The sequence below is a fragment of the uncultured Ruegeria sp. genome (assembly GCF_947489545.1).
GTDB lineage: Bacteria > Pseudomonadota > Alphaproteobacteria > Rhodobacterales > Rhodobacteraceae > Ruegeria.
The window spans coordinates 79,146-92,584 of record NZ_CANLDZ010000018.1 but is presented as its reverse complement, the minus strand read 5'-3'; the positions used below and the strand labels follow the sequence as shown (position 1 = coordinate 92,584).

The 13,439-nt window shown below is 53.4% G+C and carries 14 protein-coding genes and 2 pseudogenes; 7 read left to right on the top strand and 9 right to left on the bottom strand.

Features of this window, described 5'->3' with window-relative positions; genetic code table 11:
* Positions 1–21 precede the first annotated feature (21 nt).
* On the top strand, positions 22–1,938 hold the full coding sequence (locus Q1B13_RS20620) for a TRAP transporter fused permease subunit (protein WP_299084091.1): 1,917 nt from the start codon (positions 22–24) through the stop codon (positions 1,936–1,938).
* A complete protein-coding gene (locus Q1B13_RS20615) occupies positions 1,935–3,506 on the top strand; it encodes a sulfatase-like hydrolase/transferase (protein WP_298937404.1) in 1,572 nt (523 codons plus the stop codon). The genes Q1B13_RS20620 and Q1B13_RS20615 overlap by 4 nt, the downstream gene beginning before the upstream one ends.
* Positions 3,507–3,760: 254 nt before the next feature.
* Here Q1B13_RS20615 and Q1B13_RS20610 read toward each other — a convergent pair whose 3' ends face one another.
* From Q1B13_RS20610 to Q1B13_RS20600, 3 genes are read right to left on the bottom strand one after another with little or no spacing between them, the layout of a single operon-like run.
* A complete protein-coding gene (locus Q1B13_RS20610) occupies positions 3,761–4,630 on the bottom strand; it encodes a sulfurtransferase (protein WP_298937405.1) in 870 nt (289 codons plus the stop codon).
* Between the two features lie 28 nt (positions 4,631–4,658).
* Positions 4,659–5,546 carry a DMT family transporter gene (locus Q1B13_RS20605; protein WP_299800364.1) on the bottom strand — a complete coding sequence of 296 codons (888 nt, stop codon included), beginning with the start codon at positions 5,544–5,546 and terminating at the stop codon, positions 4,659–4,661.
* 45 nt (positions 5,547–5,591) lie between these two features.
* A complete protein-coding gene (locus Q1B13_RS20600) occupies positions 5,592–5,951 on the bottom strand; it encodes a nuclear transport factor 2 family protein (protein ID WP_298937407.1) in 360 nt (119 codons plus the stop codon).
* Positions 5,952–6,034: 83 nt separating this feature from the next.
* Between Q1B13_RS20600 and Q1B13_RS20595 the strand changes: the two genes are divergently transcribed.
* Positions 6,035–6,889 carry a LysR family transcriptional regulator gene (locus Q1B13_RS20595; RefSeq protein ID WP_298937408.1) on the top strand — a complete coding sequence of 285 codons (855 nt, stop codon included), beginning with the start codon at positions 6,035–6,037 and terminating at the stop codon, positions 6,887–6,889.
* 481 nt (positions 6,890–7,370) lie between these two features.
* Here Q1B13_RS20595 and Q1B13_RS20590 read toward each other — a convergent pair whose 3' ends face one another.
* Positions 7,371–7,583, bottom strand: coding sequence for a TetR/AcrR family transcriptional regulator (locus Q1B13_RS20590; protein WP_298937409.1), 213 nt, complete (start codon positions 7,581–7,583; stop codon positions 7,371–7,373).
* 189 nt (positions 7,584–7,772) lie between these two features.
* On the opposite strand from Q1B13_RS20590, the gene Q1B13_RS20585 reads away from it, so the two are divergent.
* Positions 7,773–8,084 carry a hypothetical protein gene (locus tag Q1B13_RS20585; protein ID WP_299084085.1) on the top strand — a complete coding sequence of 104 codons (312 nt, stop codon included), beginning with the start codon at positions 7,773–7,775 and terminating at the stop codon, positions 8,082–8,084.
* A 109-nt stretch (positions 8,085–8,193) separates the two neighbouring features.
* Here the strand turns inward: Q1B13_RS20585 and Q1B13_RS20580 are convergent, their stop codons facing one another.
* A complete protein-coding gene (locus Q1B13_RS20580) occupies positions 8,194–8,919 on the bottom strand; it encodes a hypothetical protein (protein WP_298937411.1) in 726 nt (241 codons plus the stop codon).
* Between the two features lie 183 nt (positions 8,920–9,102).
* On the opposite strand from Q1B13_RS20580, the pseudogene Q1B13_RS20575 reads away from it, so the two are divergent.
* A pseudogene (locus Q1B13_RS20575) lies at positions 9,103–9,719 on the top strand (IS6 family transposase).
* A 187-nt stretch (positions 9,720–9,906) separates the two neighbouring features.
* On the opposite strand, the gene Q1B13_RS20570 reads toward Q1B13_RS20575, so the two are convergent.
* Positions 9,907–10,830, bottom strand: coding sequence for a HipA domain-containing protein (locus Q1B13_RS20570; protein WP_299084080.1), 924 nt, complete (start codon positions 10,828–10,830; stop codon positions 9,907–9,909).
* A gap of 24 nt (positions 10,831–10,854) precedes the next feature.
* The gene (locus tag Q1B13_RS20565; protein ID WP_298937413.1) at positions 10,855–11,535 is read right to left on the bottom strand and encodes an IS6 family transposase; all 681 of its coding nucleotides are present in this window, start codon (positions 11,533–11,535) and stop codon (positions 10,855–10,857) included.
* Positions 11,536–11,653: 118 nt separating this feature from the next.
* Between Q1B13_RS20565 and Q1B13_RS20560 the strand changes: the two genes are divergently transcribed.
* Positions 11,654–12,004, top strand: a complete 351-nt coding sequence (locus Q1B13_RS20560) for a hypothetical protein (RefSeq protein ID WP_170638481.1) — start codon at positions 11,654–11,656, stop codon at positions 12,002–12,004.
* Positions 12,001–12,543 (top strand): RES domain-containing protein, encoded by a 543-nt coding sequence (locus Q1B13_RS20555; protein ID WP_298937414.1) that lies wholly within the window; start codon positions 12,001–12,003, stop codon positions 12,541–12,543. Before Q1B13_RS20560 ends, Q1B13_RS20555 begins: the two co-directional genes overlap by 4 nt.
* Before the next feature lie 159 nt (positions 12,544–12,702).
* Here Q1B13_RS20555 and Q1B13_RS20550 read toward each other — a convergent pair.
* Positions 12,703–12,894, bottom strand: a pseudogene (locus tag Q1B13_RS20550) (DDE-type integrase/transposase/recombinase); the annotation flags it as partial.
* 104 nt (positions 12,895–12,998) lie between these two features.
* The gene (locus tag Q1B13_RS20545) at positions 12,999–13,358 is read right to left on the bottom strand and encodes a hypothetical protein (protein WP_299800359.1); all 360 of its coding nucleotides are present in this window, start codon (positions 13,356–13,358) and stop codon (positions 12,999–13,001) included.
* Between the last annotated feature and the right edge of the window lie 81 nt (positions 13,359–13,439).

Below are 13,439 nucleotides of genomic sequence, written 5' to 3'. Positions count from 1 at the left end.
CACTTTTTGAAAGATGATCTGATGACGGATGCGATCCCTCTCGTTCGTTTCGCCCTGCGGCTGTTCTCTGCCGCCTCTGTGGCTGCTTGTTTAGCACTTGGCCTCATTACACTCTATTCTTCGGGCGTTGGGTTGATTGACCCGAAACTGCACCGGGCCATCGGATTTGCCTTGGCGCTGATCATCGCCGTTGCGGTTTCGCAAACACGTCGGGCCGATCAGGGAATATCGACGCAACTATACCTTGCCATTGATGCTGCCCTGGTCGTCGCCGGGCTCTGGTCGATCTGGTCGTTCCTTTTCGTTCAGACAGAAATGGAAACGGCATTATATGATGTCACTACCAAGGATGCGCTGCCTGCGCTCGCAGGTTTGGTTGTCTTGCTCGAGCTCTGTCGTCGCCTGTGGGGATGGGGCCTTTTCGCGGTCGGTACATTTGGCGTCCTGTATCTTTTGTTCGGGCAAGATCTGCCTGGCATTATGGCGCATTCCGGTTTCTCACTAAAAGAAGTCGCCGAAGCGCTCTGGTACAACACCAACAAGGGTGTTTTCGGTTCGATCACCAATATCGTGCTCAGTACTGTCTTTATATTTATCATCTTCGGCGTATTGCTCGAAGGTACAGGAGCGGGCGATACCCTGTTGAAATTTGCTTTTCTGGCCACGCGCCGCACGCGAGGTGGTCCGGCTCACGCCGCTATTCTGGCCTCGTCATTGTTTGGCACCATGTCGGGTTCGACCGTCGCGAACATCGTCGGAACCGGTACATTCACCATTCCTATGATCAAGAAGCGAGGATTTTCACCGACATTCGCGGCGGGAATCGAAGCAACGGCATCCTCGGGCGGTCAAATCATGCCGCCGATTATGGGAGCAGCGGCGCTTGTGATGGCCGATCTGACCGGGGTTGGCTACCTCAACATTATCATCGCGGCTCTGTTCCCCGCATTGTTTTACTATTTCAGTTTGTTTTCAGCCGTAACGGTCGAGGCGCGCAGACAAGGTATCGAAGTTCAAGAAATGACCGTAGATGACCACATTACCCGAACGGACATGATCAATTCAGTGCTGTTTGCCGGACCCATTCTTGTCGTGATCGGGTCACTGCTGTTCGGCCTGTCCACCTCCGCTGCCGGGTTCTATGCCGTCGTCGCTCTGTTGGGGCTTTCCGTCATCAATCCTGAGGTCAGAGGAGATCCTTCACGGATTTGGCGGTCTTTTCTCAAAGGGGCGGAAGCCGGAGCAACCCTGTTGATTGCCATTGCTGCCATCGGAATTCTTGTCGGGTCACTGGATTCTACCGGGCTTGGCCTGAAGCTGGCCAACATAATCGCGTCGATCCGGGGCGAAAGCCTGTTCTCTGCTCTGCTTGTTGCCATGGCTGGGGCACTGATCCTCGGCATGGGAATGCCGACACTACCCGCCTACCTCATCATCATTCTCGTGATGGGCCCGGCGATCCAGGCATTGGGAGTGTCAATGCTGACCGCACATATGTTTGTTTTCTACTATGGTGTTGCATCCTCACTGACACCACCTGTCGCAATCGCGGCCTATGCAGCGGCACCAATCGCCCGGGCGAATCCGCTGATGACCGCATTCATGTCGTTCCGGCTGGGTATGGCCAAATTCATCATCCCGTTCGTCTTTGCGTTCTACCCGACAATCCTGATCGTTGAGGAATTCAGTTTGCTGCCATTCCTGTGGATCGTCGCCCGCACTTGCTTTTGCATCTGGCTGTTTTCTTCGGCTTTGTCCGGATTTGATCGGCGCAAATTGTCCGTGCCGGAAATCGTGGTCCGCTTTGTGACTGCGTTCGCCTGTCTTGTGACCGAGCCTATGTTCCATTTGCCTGCCGTTGCGCTAGGCCTCGCACTCATAGCATTTGATGTCCGTGCGGGCCGGTCTGCGGCAACGAAAACCGAGGCAACCCAATGACAAAACAACCCAACTTTTTGTTTATCATCACGGACCAGCACCGGGCCGATCACCTTGGCTGTTATGGCAACAGACTTGTAAGAACTCCGAACATCGACAGGATCGCTGAAGGGGGCACTCGTTGGGACAGGTTCTATGTTGCTAACCCGATTTGCATGCCCAATCGTGCCTCGATCATGACCGGGAGAATGTGCTCAGTGCACGGGGCGCGTCATAACGGCATCCCGCTTTCAAAAGATCACACCACCTTTGTCGAATTGCTTCGCGACGCCGGATACAATACCGGACTGATTGGAAAATCTCACTTGCAGAGCTTTACCGGTCTGCCCGCAACCAAGAAGTTTGAAGCCAAAGAGGGGGCGTCCGCCCCATCCCAGCACCTGCGTGACGCGTACAAGAACAACCGCCATTCACCCGATTATGATCTGGAAGTCGCACCCAGGTGGGATACACCCTTGGCCGAGCGGTTAAAGGGTGATTTCTACGGGTTCGGTCATGTTGAAGTGTGCGCCGACCACGGGGATCAAGCCTCTGGTGACTATCTTCTTTGGGCCCGCGAACAGCACCCGGACTTCGATGGACTAACCGGCCCTGGAAATGCGCTTCCAAGCAATCGGATAGATGCACCACAGGCCTGGAGAACGGCGGTCCCCGAAGAGCTTTATTCCACGTCTTGGGTTGCCGAACGCTCAGAATCCTGGTTGACTCAACACGCAGAACAGGACGCTCCGTTCTTTCTGCAAATGTCTTTTCCTGATCCTCATCATCCCTTCACTCCGCCCGGGCGTTACTGGGACATGTACGATCCCGCAGATGTTTCCTTGCCTGCATCCTTTGGCAAGGGCGACCTGCCCCCCATCAAAGCGATGCGCGACGCGATGAAGAAGGGAACCGATCCAAGGGACAACCAGAACCCGTTTGTCGTGACCGAGAACGAAGCCCGAGCCATTATCGCATTGACCTATGGCATGATCACCATGATTGACGACGCCATTGGCCGGGTTCTGGCGCGACTTGAGGCGTTGGGGTTGGCGAACAACACGGTGGTGATTTTTACCTCGGACCACGGGGACTACATGGGCGATCACGGCCTGATGCTGAAGCTGTTGCTACACTTTCAAGGGATCATCCGGGTGCCGTTCATTTGGAAAGATCCAGCGGCTTCGGCTGACGGGAAGGTAGAAATGGGCCTAGGCTCTTCCATCGATATTGCAGCCACCATCCTCGCCAGGGCCGGGATAACCCCTTTCAACGGTATACAGGGACGTGATTTGCTCACAACCGAACCACCTGAGGCAATCATCGTCGAAGAAGACAGTCAGCGCACTATGACAGGTTTTGAACGCCCACAGCGGGTGCGAACGGTGGTAACAGACAGATATCGAATGTCACTTCGTGAAGACGAGGGGTGGAACGAATTGTATGATCTGAAACGCGACCCGGAAGAGGTCGTGAACTTGTTTGACGATCGTTCAAGCAAAGATGCCCGACACGCGCTGACCGAGGCGATGCTGCGTAGAATGATTGAACTCCAAGACCGCGCGCCCTTGCCTGCTTATCGAGCTTAATGCAACGCAGGAAACGTCAATGAGCCGCTAGCAGAACAACAAGAACGATCACGCTAGTACCGATGAGGTAAGGAAACCAGACAGTCGCTGAGCCTTACTACATGTTTTCGTTGAGCTTTACCCTACCATTCTGCGCGAGCAACTCGTTTGGGGTGTCGGCACTAAAGCTGGCTTTAGCGAAATGCTCGGTTGAATTGATCAACGGTGCCCCATTCCTTTGGTAATGCTCAGCGGCATGTTGATGATCCTTGCTTCTAAAGCGACTGCTCAATTGCCCGGTTCGGGTCCTGTTTCCAGACTGAAAATGAACCGTCAAATAGTTGGGCTTTGACGCCTAGTTCCGTCAGGGCCAAAAGTGTGACCGTTGCGGCATAACCGGACCCGCAGCTTGTGATGATAGGAGAGTTTCGCCATTCAGGCACCCGTTCGTCAAAGATTTCGATCAGCGCGGAAGGCTGAAGAAAGCAACTTGTTTCGCCATCAATCAAATCAGAATACGGAAGGCTGAGCGCGCCGGGGATATGACCTGTGGTTGGGTCACCGGGAGTACCTGCAAAGCTAACCGGCCCGCGTGCGTCGATGACGCCATGTGCGGCATGTGTGTCCACGAAATCCGCCAGGCCGATCCGCCAATCACCTTGGCATTGCGGAGAGAAATCTCCGGATGCGACTTCGATCACATCCGTGGAAACCGACTTGTTTGATGCAAGCCAGTGGTTCCAACCTCCATTCAGTACGCGAACATCCGTAAAGCCCCAATACCGCATCGCCCACCAGATACGCCCAGCATGCATGTGGTGGTAGCTGTCATAGAGGATCACTAGATCACCTCCATTGATACCCAGGGATCGGAAGGATTTTTCTGCGCCGTCCAGATCAGCCACGGACGCGAGATCGATCGCTTCGTCAGGGTCGATGAAGTGTGTCGTCCAATCCAGAAACACGGCCCCGGGAATATGTCCCTCAGCATAGTCATCTGGCAGAGCACGCGCCGGAGTCTTCCAAGTGCCGCGAACATCGAAGCATTTAACACCCGGTATTCCGGTCAACTTTTCTAGTTGGTCGATGGAGATCAAGGGAGAGTCGCTCGCGACGATTTTCTGCTTCAACTCAATGGATGACATTTTTCAGCTCCTATTTGTTTGAAGAATTCTAAGACGTCTCTTGCGATCTCGTTGTCGCCAAAAATACGCCAAACCCCGCGATCCCCATCCCCAACCAGGCGACCGAAGGCATAACCTCTCCAAGCACAAGCCAAGCGACGGTGGAAGCCATGGGCGGGACAAGGAAGAAGAGCGCTGAGACTCTCGACACTTCACCCGCCCGGATCATTGCCAGCAGCAGCCCGATGGCGATAAGCGAACTGGCGATTATAAGGTAGGTGAGCGATGCAACCAGCTGCCACGTCCAGATGATCTGCATGCTTTCGAATGCCAACATGAACGGGGCAACGCCCAGAAAACCTGCCGTGAACACCACCAGATTCGCAGTTACCGGATGATGTGACACCCCAAATCGTTTTTCCCACAATGATCCTCCCGTAATACCGATCAGGGCGAGTGAGGCAAATACAAAGCCAATGGGCGAGGGTGTGGCGATCTCGGACCTTGTAGTGATTACAAGAACTGCCCCGCTCAGGCCAAGGATCAGCCCGGCCCACTGTCGCCAGCTTACGGTTTCACCGGCCCAGCGTGGCGCAATCAGGCCCGTTAGAATTGGTTGCATCGCAAGGATCAACGCCAATGTTCCAACCGACAGGCCGGCATTGAAGGACATGTAGCACATGCCAAAATACATCGCCTGCAGAAGGAAGCCGACAATTGCCAGATGCATCCATTCGGATGGAGATTTGGGCGGGGGCGGCCGCAGGATGACAAATAGCCCCGCCATGATTACCACTACGCAGGCAAACCGCAGGGAAAGAAAGGTCATCGGCTCGATATAGCCTAGACCAAACTTGGCGGCGACATAGCCAGTCGACCACATCACCAGAAAAACGGCAGACGCAAAAACAAGCCATGTTGGTTGATCAGCGTTCACGGACGAGCTATTCATCTTTTTCTGCGCCAATTAGTCAGGTTGAGGTTACTTCATGACCGTGGTGTAGGTTTTACCAACGATCTTCCATCCAACATTCAGACGCAGCAAGGTCAGCAGATCATGATAGTTCAGCGTCGGCATATCGATAGTCACCTTGACCAATGCCATGTCATTGTTGATTTCGATGTGGGTGATCTCACTGCTATTGGGCGGAAGAGTTCCGCTGGTCGCCAGTGTCTCAAGAACGCTGCGAGGTGTCAGGACCAGATTGCCGTCACGATCGACCGAGTTGAGGTTTACGCTTGAATAAAAAGCGTTTGCGATCCGGGCGCTGTCCCCGTCACGGATCCCTTCCAAATAATCCGTCACTGTTGCGATGATTTGAGACTTCTCACTCTCTGCCATGGGAATACCTTTCAGGTGCGCGTTGCCGCCCAGATGTAAGCCGCGCGTGGAAATTGTTAAAATGAAATGATATGGATACATCCATGAACAATTCCGAACGCACATTTACCGACGGCAACCTGCTCAGGACGTTCGTGACAATTGCCGAATGCGGGAACCTCACTCTGGCTGCGTCTCGCCTGAACCGAAGCCAGTCCGCCATCAGCGTCCAGCTTCGCAAGTTGGAGACAGATTTGGAAACGTCGCTGTTTGTGCGCGAAGGCAAGGGCATGTCGCTTTCGCCGGGCGGCGAAAAGCTTCTGCCCATCGCAAGAAGAAGCCTGTCGGAGCTGGCAAAGGTGCAGTCACTGTTTGCAGCGCCGCTCAATGGTCGTATCAGGGTTGGAATCCCGGATGATTTCGACGAAGGCGTCTTGGAGCTGGCTTTGACAGAATTCAAACGGTCCAATCCCGGCGTCGATGTGATCGCGACATCAGGATGTACAGCCGTTTTCCCTGACGCTATCCGCAAGGGTGAACTGGATATCGCGGTTTGTTCAGCAGCCAGCGCCGCGCCCGGCGAGGTGTTTCGCGAGCAACAAGCCGTCTGGGTTGCTGCAAAATCCATGACGCTGGACAGCAATACATCGGTTCCGTTGGCCATCATCAACCATGGCTGCTGGATGGGTGAGTTGCCAAAGGTAAAGCTCGATCAGATCAGGCGCCCTTACAATGTGGCCTTCGAATGCACGGGAATCATGAGCCAGAAAGCAGCCATCCGTGCGGGATTTGCCGTTGGCATCATCTACGAAAGCAATGTTGAACCCGGCATGAAAATCCTCTCAAGGAAGGATGGCTTCCCACCGCTGCCAAAATTCAAACGTTCGATCGTCATTGCGTCGGAGGCACCTCAGGACCTGGCGCAGGCAATGTCACGCGCCATTCGCCAAGCAGTCTGACGCGCTTTAGTTCGATAAAGAGACAATCGACGTGATATTCGCAATGCAGACCCGAGATTGTAGCTTGGGAGGCCTCCGCGTTTTGCAGAATCGTTGAGAAGAGACGACGATTAGTCTCGGGTGCGAATGCTGGCTATTTGTTGGATCTGGCATAAATCTCGCCCTGCCACACCGCTAGTCAACCGCGGTACTTTTCTAGATATGGCACAGGCTTTGGGGCAATCCTGCGCCATGTCAGCGCAAAGATACATTCGGTTTCCTCTGGCTCGGAATACTCCCCAGTAGAAATACACGCCGTGCCGAGGTGATCGCTGGAGAGGCTAATACTGTTTCAATGATGCGTACGTTCTCGTTGACAAGAGTTCCATAATCTATGCCACTTTGTATCTCGTCCAAGACTTCGGCCTGAATCTGCTCCACCTCTTCGTTGTCACAGAAATGAGCCCGTCTCTCTGATCCCATCAGCTCGGCTACTTTGAAGTCACCAGGTGCCTGAAAAACCATGTTTCACCACGAACCAAATTGGCCTGAGACGCGCCTCTGCAACAACGTGCTCTGACGCTGCTTTTATCATGGTCGCATAAATGTCTCGTTTGACATCCAGAAACACCGCGAAGAGCAGATCATCTTTGCTGCAATGATATCGATAGATAGTGCCAACGTTCAGCCCCACGCGCTGTGCAACTTTGTTCACGGAATTGTCTTAGACCCAACTCATGCGTTGATATCAGCACTACTAAGATAGTGTCGTCGGCTTGGAGAACCTGCGTGACATTCTGAAGAAAGGTTTCACAGAACCGCTTGCTATGTTATTCTAAATCTTGGCATTCATTTCACCACAGTGGAACCAGGTGGCATCCAGTCCGAGTTTGCCGCCAGCACTATGAAACATGAGAAAACCACGGGTGGGATGCTTGAGGATGAATACCTGTCGATCCTTCAGAAATACGTGAGGGGGACGCAGAACCGACAGGCGGGCGACGACATCTATCAGACTGCCGATGAAGTGGCAGAGGTCGTCATGAAAGCAGCTATCCGCGCGGTGTTCTGGCCAACACAAATGAACGGCAGCGGTTCGTTCGAGCGCAGCGAATGTGAAAGCTGGGGCTCTCTGCTGACATCGGAGTTTATGCAGCATGGGCCCCTACCCTGCTTACCACGATCACGCTTACGGCCTAAACAGGTCACTCACTAAAATGGTAACTTGCTGCAAAGCAGCTTCTCCAAAGCGAACTTGATGTTTGTCGAGCCACCAGAAATGAACCCGGCAATCAATAGCCAGGCTCCGAAATTTCGATACGATCTTAATTGATCGCGAGGATCTCGTAGTTGCTCACATTAGTAACGACACCGTCGTCCCAGCCGCCTTTGACCAGTTCGGAGGCTTGCGCATTAAGCAGTCCTGCAACCTGTCCTGCAAAATGGGCTTCGCGACCTGAGTTATCAGCGAAGATGTCGTAGATTGCGAAATTATTTTCGTCGATCTGAAGAGCAACCCAGAACAAGGTCTTTGGCTCGGTCTCAGCAACGATCGGGCCAGCTGCGGTCAAAAGAGCTGCCAATTCGTCAGCTTTGCCGGGTGCAGCTTCGATAGCGATATAAGTGGCAGTCGTTGCGCTGTAGAGATCAACAGGTGCCTTCGCAGAAAGCACATCCGAGTTGTATATGTTGGCAACGACGCCAGCATCCCATCCGCCGGCGACTAGAGCATCGGCGTTCTTATTCAGCGCACCTGCGACGACACCGGAGAAGTGCGCGTTCCGCGCTGCTTCATCGACGAATATGTCAAAGATCGCTAAAGTGTCATGATCTTGAAGTGCGAACCAAAGATCGGTTCCCGGCTCAGTTTTTTTCACCAAAGGCGCGGCACTGGCAAGAAACCGGGCGAAGGCTTCAGTTTGGCCGTCGGCGGCTGGCATTGTGATGTAGCTTGCGGTGTAGTTGTCCATGACATTTTCCTGTGCGTGAGAAGTCGTAGATGTTGCAATCAGTGCGATTGCGGTCAGTGCGATAAGGATATGAGTTTTCATTGGCCGTCTCCTGCTTTTGCAGTTTATCTGAATTCATTTCGATGCACTTTTCTCACGATCGTTGCCTCAATCGCCAATAGCGAAATTCTATTCTATGATAGTCAAAAACTATGGCGTTAATGGTGTTGTCACGTTAACCGTCGTTCGGTTGCCGATGATATTATTTGGACGTAAGTGACATCGATGAATTCATCATCCATCAGCTACAAGCGTCACCGATTTCCCCCTCAGATCATTATCCACGCGGTGTGGCTTTATGTTCGCTTCAATTTGAGCCTGCGTGAAGTTGAAGAGATGCTGCTGCGCGCGGGATCGATGCCTCTTACGAGACTGTCCGGCGTTGGGTCATCAAGTTTTGACCCCAGTTCGCTCGAAATTTGCGACATCGACAGGGTCGTACAGGTGACGTCGGGCACCTCGATGAGGTTGTCGTCAGAATCTCCGGTCGCAAGTATTGGCTTTTGCGCGCAGTCGATCAGCATGGCGTTGTGTTGGACGAAATACTCCAACCGAAAAGGGACAAACGGGCTGCAAAACGGGTTTTGCGCCGCCTGATAAAGCGTCTTGGTTTCATTCCCAAGCGGATCATCACGGACAAGCTGCGTTCATATGGCGCCGCCAAGCGGGAACGGACGATGCAAGGACGTCGGTCTCCGGGAGGTTTGCAGAGATTCGTGGCCACCCATTCAGCCGTTCGGAATTGCTTCTGTGTCCCCGCACGCCGTCGTTCAGACTTAACAATCCGATATAACCGCCTCGAGGCATTCGATGCCTGGGATGCTGCTACTCGAGCTGCATGAAATCTGATCATCAGCATTCTTTGGTGGGCAGGAAGTTAACGTGACAACACCCTTGGTAGGCTTCGCCTCAATGCAAGTCTTATCGCGTTGCGTGCCAGAACAAAGCATTCGGTCCAGTTGGCTAAGCAGGTATGACAATGAAACTATCGTTTGTTGGCGATGGGAATTCCTCACAGGCACTTCCCAATTAAACCGTGAGAACCGCCTCGCGAGCATCTAGACCTTCCCAGGTGTGGGCGAGTAGGTCGCGCGGGAAATCTGCAGGAACCGCTCGTTCTGCCTCTGCCTTCGCAGCTGGAATGCGTTCAAGCAGACCATCTATGGCTGTCGCAACCAACCCTACCCCCAAGCCTACGGCTTTGGTCGTCTCAAAGAAATGGCGTTTGACCACCTCGTTGACGCGATAGTGATTCTGATCGCCAATACACATCGCAAGCCGCATCCGGTTATGTCGGATTTGCCCGTCCGCCGCCGCCTTCTGCGCCGTAAGGACATCATAAAGCGGGGTCATGCGAAACCCGCCGCCCGGACGAAGCGCAATGCTAAAGTTCTTTGCATGACCATCCGTCGCCCCAAGGAGCCAGAAGACAACCTGTGCCTTGAAAAATGCCAGACGATCGTCAATTGGGTCGTCGCTTGCCGATAGAAGCTTCATACTTTCCGCGATGCCTGGCCCGCCATCCATCTGGTTCTTCTGGCTTGGTGGGTAACCAAGCGCCTGGCAGAAATCCTCCTGCGGTAAGCGGATCAGCCTGCCGTTGCGGGTCCAGCGTCGGTCAAAACGTGTGACCACAAGCGAGCGCACATCCTCGAAATCGGCAATCTCCACCTCGGCCACATCAAGCCCCATGGCCTTGCAGAACGTCATGCAAAGGAACTCATTCTCGACACTATCGGACAGGTTGGTCCCGTTGGGCAGCACCCCTAGCTGCGTTTTGAGGATGTGGGTTGTCGGCGTCATGCCCAAGGGCCTTACCCAATCGCCGTCTTTCTTCAGCAACGCTGTCTTCTCTTGGGCACCGGCAGGCGAAATCCTGAAATCATCATCCTCAATCCCGAGTGGAGCCGTGGCGAGGTTGCGGAGCACGTCTGCCACTTCGGCGTTGGTCAAAGCTAGCGCTCTGATTGGACGGATTTATTCCGCGAGCTTAGCAAATTGACGGAATCCACTTATCGAAGATCCGAACTGACCTTTGCGGATCATGTTGGCTACTTCAATGCCCGCGAGTGTCGCCGCTGCTGATATGAAGCTTTTGAAACCTAGCATCGGCTTCGTGAGCCGCTTGACGAAACGATGATCCTGCTCGACGATGTTGTTGAGGTATTTCGATCTAACGGTGTCGATCTGAACAGGTATCTGCAACCGTTTGAAAATCTTGTTCACTTCGTTGATCCCGGCGGCGTTGCTACGACTTCTGTCAATTGTAATCCGCGTTGGGATACCGTTGTGATACAGCGCATTGGCGAAGACTTTCTTGGCCGCGGCGGTGTCTCGCTTCGCCGACAGAATGAAATCAAGGGTCTGGCCGTCACGGCCCACAGCGCGGTACAAATAGACCCATTCACCGCGAACCTTCACATAGGTTTCGTCCATGCACCAAGATTCAGCTGTCTGGACCTTCCTTTTCTGTTCCATCTGAGCGACCTGAGGCGAGTACTTTAAGACCCATCGGTTAAGCGTCGCGTGATCAACCGTCACTCCTCGTTCCGCCATGATCTCTTCCAGGTCACGGTACGAGACGCCGTAGCGAACGTAGAAATAGACCGCGAACAAGATTACAGATCGTGGGTAGTGCACTCCTTTGAAATCGATCATTGGCATTCCTAAACATTGTAGCGGTCAAACCATCAGTTGGCTCAAACAACGCAAAGGATCGGGCAGGCTTGATTGTCAAGATATTGGCCCATATATTGTGGCAACAGGAGTGATCGATATGGAATTACGTGATCTTGTAGAAAACCGGATGATCTCACCGGATCGTCTGGCCCGGCATCTGAAAACCACCAAGCGCGAGATCGGTGAGACTTTGGGCATTGCTCCGGAATCCTTGTCTCGGCGGCAGCGTGTGGCATCTGTATCAGTTCAGACATCATTGCGTCATCTTGTCGAAATTCTGAATGCCGTTGCACCGGCCGTTGGAAGCTCGCTCATGGCCTATGCCTGGTATCGGTCTGAACCCATTGTGGGTTTTGGCGGACGCACGCCCGAGGAAATCGTAAAGGATGGAGAAAACGCAGCGTTGAAGTCCCATATTCTGCGGCGTCTAGAAGGCGGTTACGCTTGAAGTATGCCATCAGGGTGCAGCGTACCGTCATCCGTGCCGCCAAACCGCGCTGGTCGTATCTGCCAACATCGGGGGAGGGGGCTGCGCGACGGGGTGGGCGGTTCAACCCGATCGGGGAGCCCGCGCTCTATACGTCGCTTTCTCATGAATCGGCCGCGCGTGAGGTGCGTTTCAGCCTGAATCAAGAACCCTATACCTTTTATTTTCTGGCGGTTGATTGCCATCATATCGTTGATCTGACCAGCCGGGATACCAGACAGGCATTGGGCATCACTTGGGAAAACATCGCCAATGACAACTGGGAATCCGAGATGCACCAGGGGCTGGTTCCATCAACCCACGTTGTTGCAGAAAGGCTGAAAGACGAAAGCTATGCCGGTGTCCTGGTGAATAGTTTCGCATCGGGTGCCACGCCTGATGACATAAACCTCGTTCTTTGGGACTGGGATGCAGTTGACTATTTGCCGTCCAGTAGACCAAATGCGGTGATGGTTCTGCACAGGGATGATTTACCGAACAGTGATGTATCCTGGCAATAAACCTGAGTTCCTGATTTCAAGAGCTTCACTATGGCCAGAAAACCCGCCATTTCCATCAAATCAACAAACTGAAAAGAGCTTGGCCCTGAAAAACTGGCACAGATCGGGATCTGTTGCGAAGTTTCTGACTAACCGAAGAGTTGAAACCGAACCTGCGGCTTATGCCGCCAGTTCTGCAAATTGACGAAACGGGCAGATTCCGGGCGTGAGTTGACCTTTGCGGATCATATGCGTCACTTCGATCCCGTCCAGTGTAGCCGCCGCTGAAGCAAAGGCCTTGAACCCTAGTATCGGTCGAGTGCGTCTCTTGATGAAGCGATGGTTCAGCTCCACGATGTCATTCAAATACTTCCGATCTCCATCTATTTCGTCAAAGACTGGATGTGTCGCTGTCACTGTGCCCTTAATTACTGGACGCAAATACATTGCCGGACATTTGGCCCGGTTTTGTGCCCTTAATTCTCGGATATCCACAGGCTAGCGCGACTTTTTTCGAGGGTGCGATCCGCGCATCGGAGCAACTCCGCACGGTCCGCATTCACACCGAGTTGTTCGATTGCTTTTTTAGCCGCCGCCAGAAAATCGGGTTTAGTTGTGTTGTCGGATTTTCGTGCCGGGAACCAGGCCTTCTGAATTTTGCGATCATCTTTCGCCGGGGTTGGCGAACTGCATGAAAGGTGAACGAGTTGATCCAATAAATTGCGTTGAACAGGGAATGCCATGCGTAGCCTATCTCGTGCTGAAGGATCACGACGCATCGCAATAGATACGGCCACCAATGGTCGCGTCATCAATAGGTGAACAGCAGCGAGCATAGTATACCGGTCATGGCGGGATTTGGAGCAAAGCCCCGCGTGACGAAGTTCTGGCGCAAGTACCCGTACAACCTGTAGCGC

Excerpts from the sequence above, each read along its gene's own strand:
- Q1B13_RS20595 (WP_298937408.1), top strand. The coding sequence starts at position 6,035 with ATGAACAATTCCGAACGCACATTTACCGACGGCAACCTGCTCAGGACG.
- Q1B13_RS20580 (WP_298937411.1), bottom strand. The coding sequence starts at position 8,919 with ATGAAAACTCATATCCTTATCGCACTGACCGCAATCGCACTGATTGCA.
- Q1B13_RS20620 (WP_299084091.1), top strand. The coding sequence starts at position 22 with ATGACGGATGCGATCCCTCTCGTTCGTTTCGCCCTGCGGCTGTTCTCT.
- Q1B13_RS20600 (WP_298937407.1), bottom strand. The coding sequence starts at position 5,951 with ATGGCAGAGAGTGAGAAGTCTCAAATCATCGCAACAGTGACGGATTAT.
- Q1B13_RS20585 (WP_299084085.1), top strand. The coding sequence starts at position 7,773 with ATGAAACATGAGAAAACCACGGGTGGGATGCTTGAGGATGAATACCTG.
- Q1B13_RS20545 (WP_299800359.1), bottom strand. The coding sequence starts at position 13,358 with ATGCTCGCTGCTGTTCACCTATTGATGACGCGACCATTGGTGGCCGTA.
- Q1B13_RS20560 (WP_170638481.1), top strand. The coding sequence starts at position 11,654 with ATGGAATTACGTGATCTTGTAGAAAACCGGATGATCTCACCGGATCGT.
- Q1B13_RS20610 (WP_298937405.1), bottom strand. The coding sequence starts at position 4,630 with ATGTCATCCATTGAGTTGAAGCAGAAAATCGTCGCGAGCGACTCTCCC.
- Q1B13_RS20615 (WP_298937404.1), top strand. The coding sequence starts at position 1,935 with ATGACAAAACAACCCAACTTTTTGTTTATCATCACGGACCAGCACCGG.
- Q1B13_RS20565 (WP_298937413.1), bottom strand. The coding sequence starts at position 11,535 with ATGATCGATTTCAAAGGAGTGCACTACCCACGATCTGTAATCTTGTTC.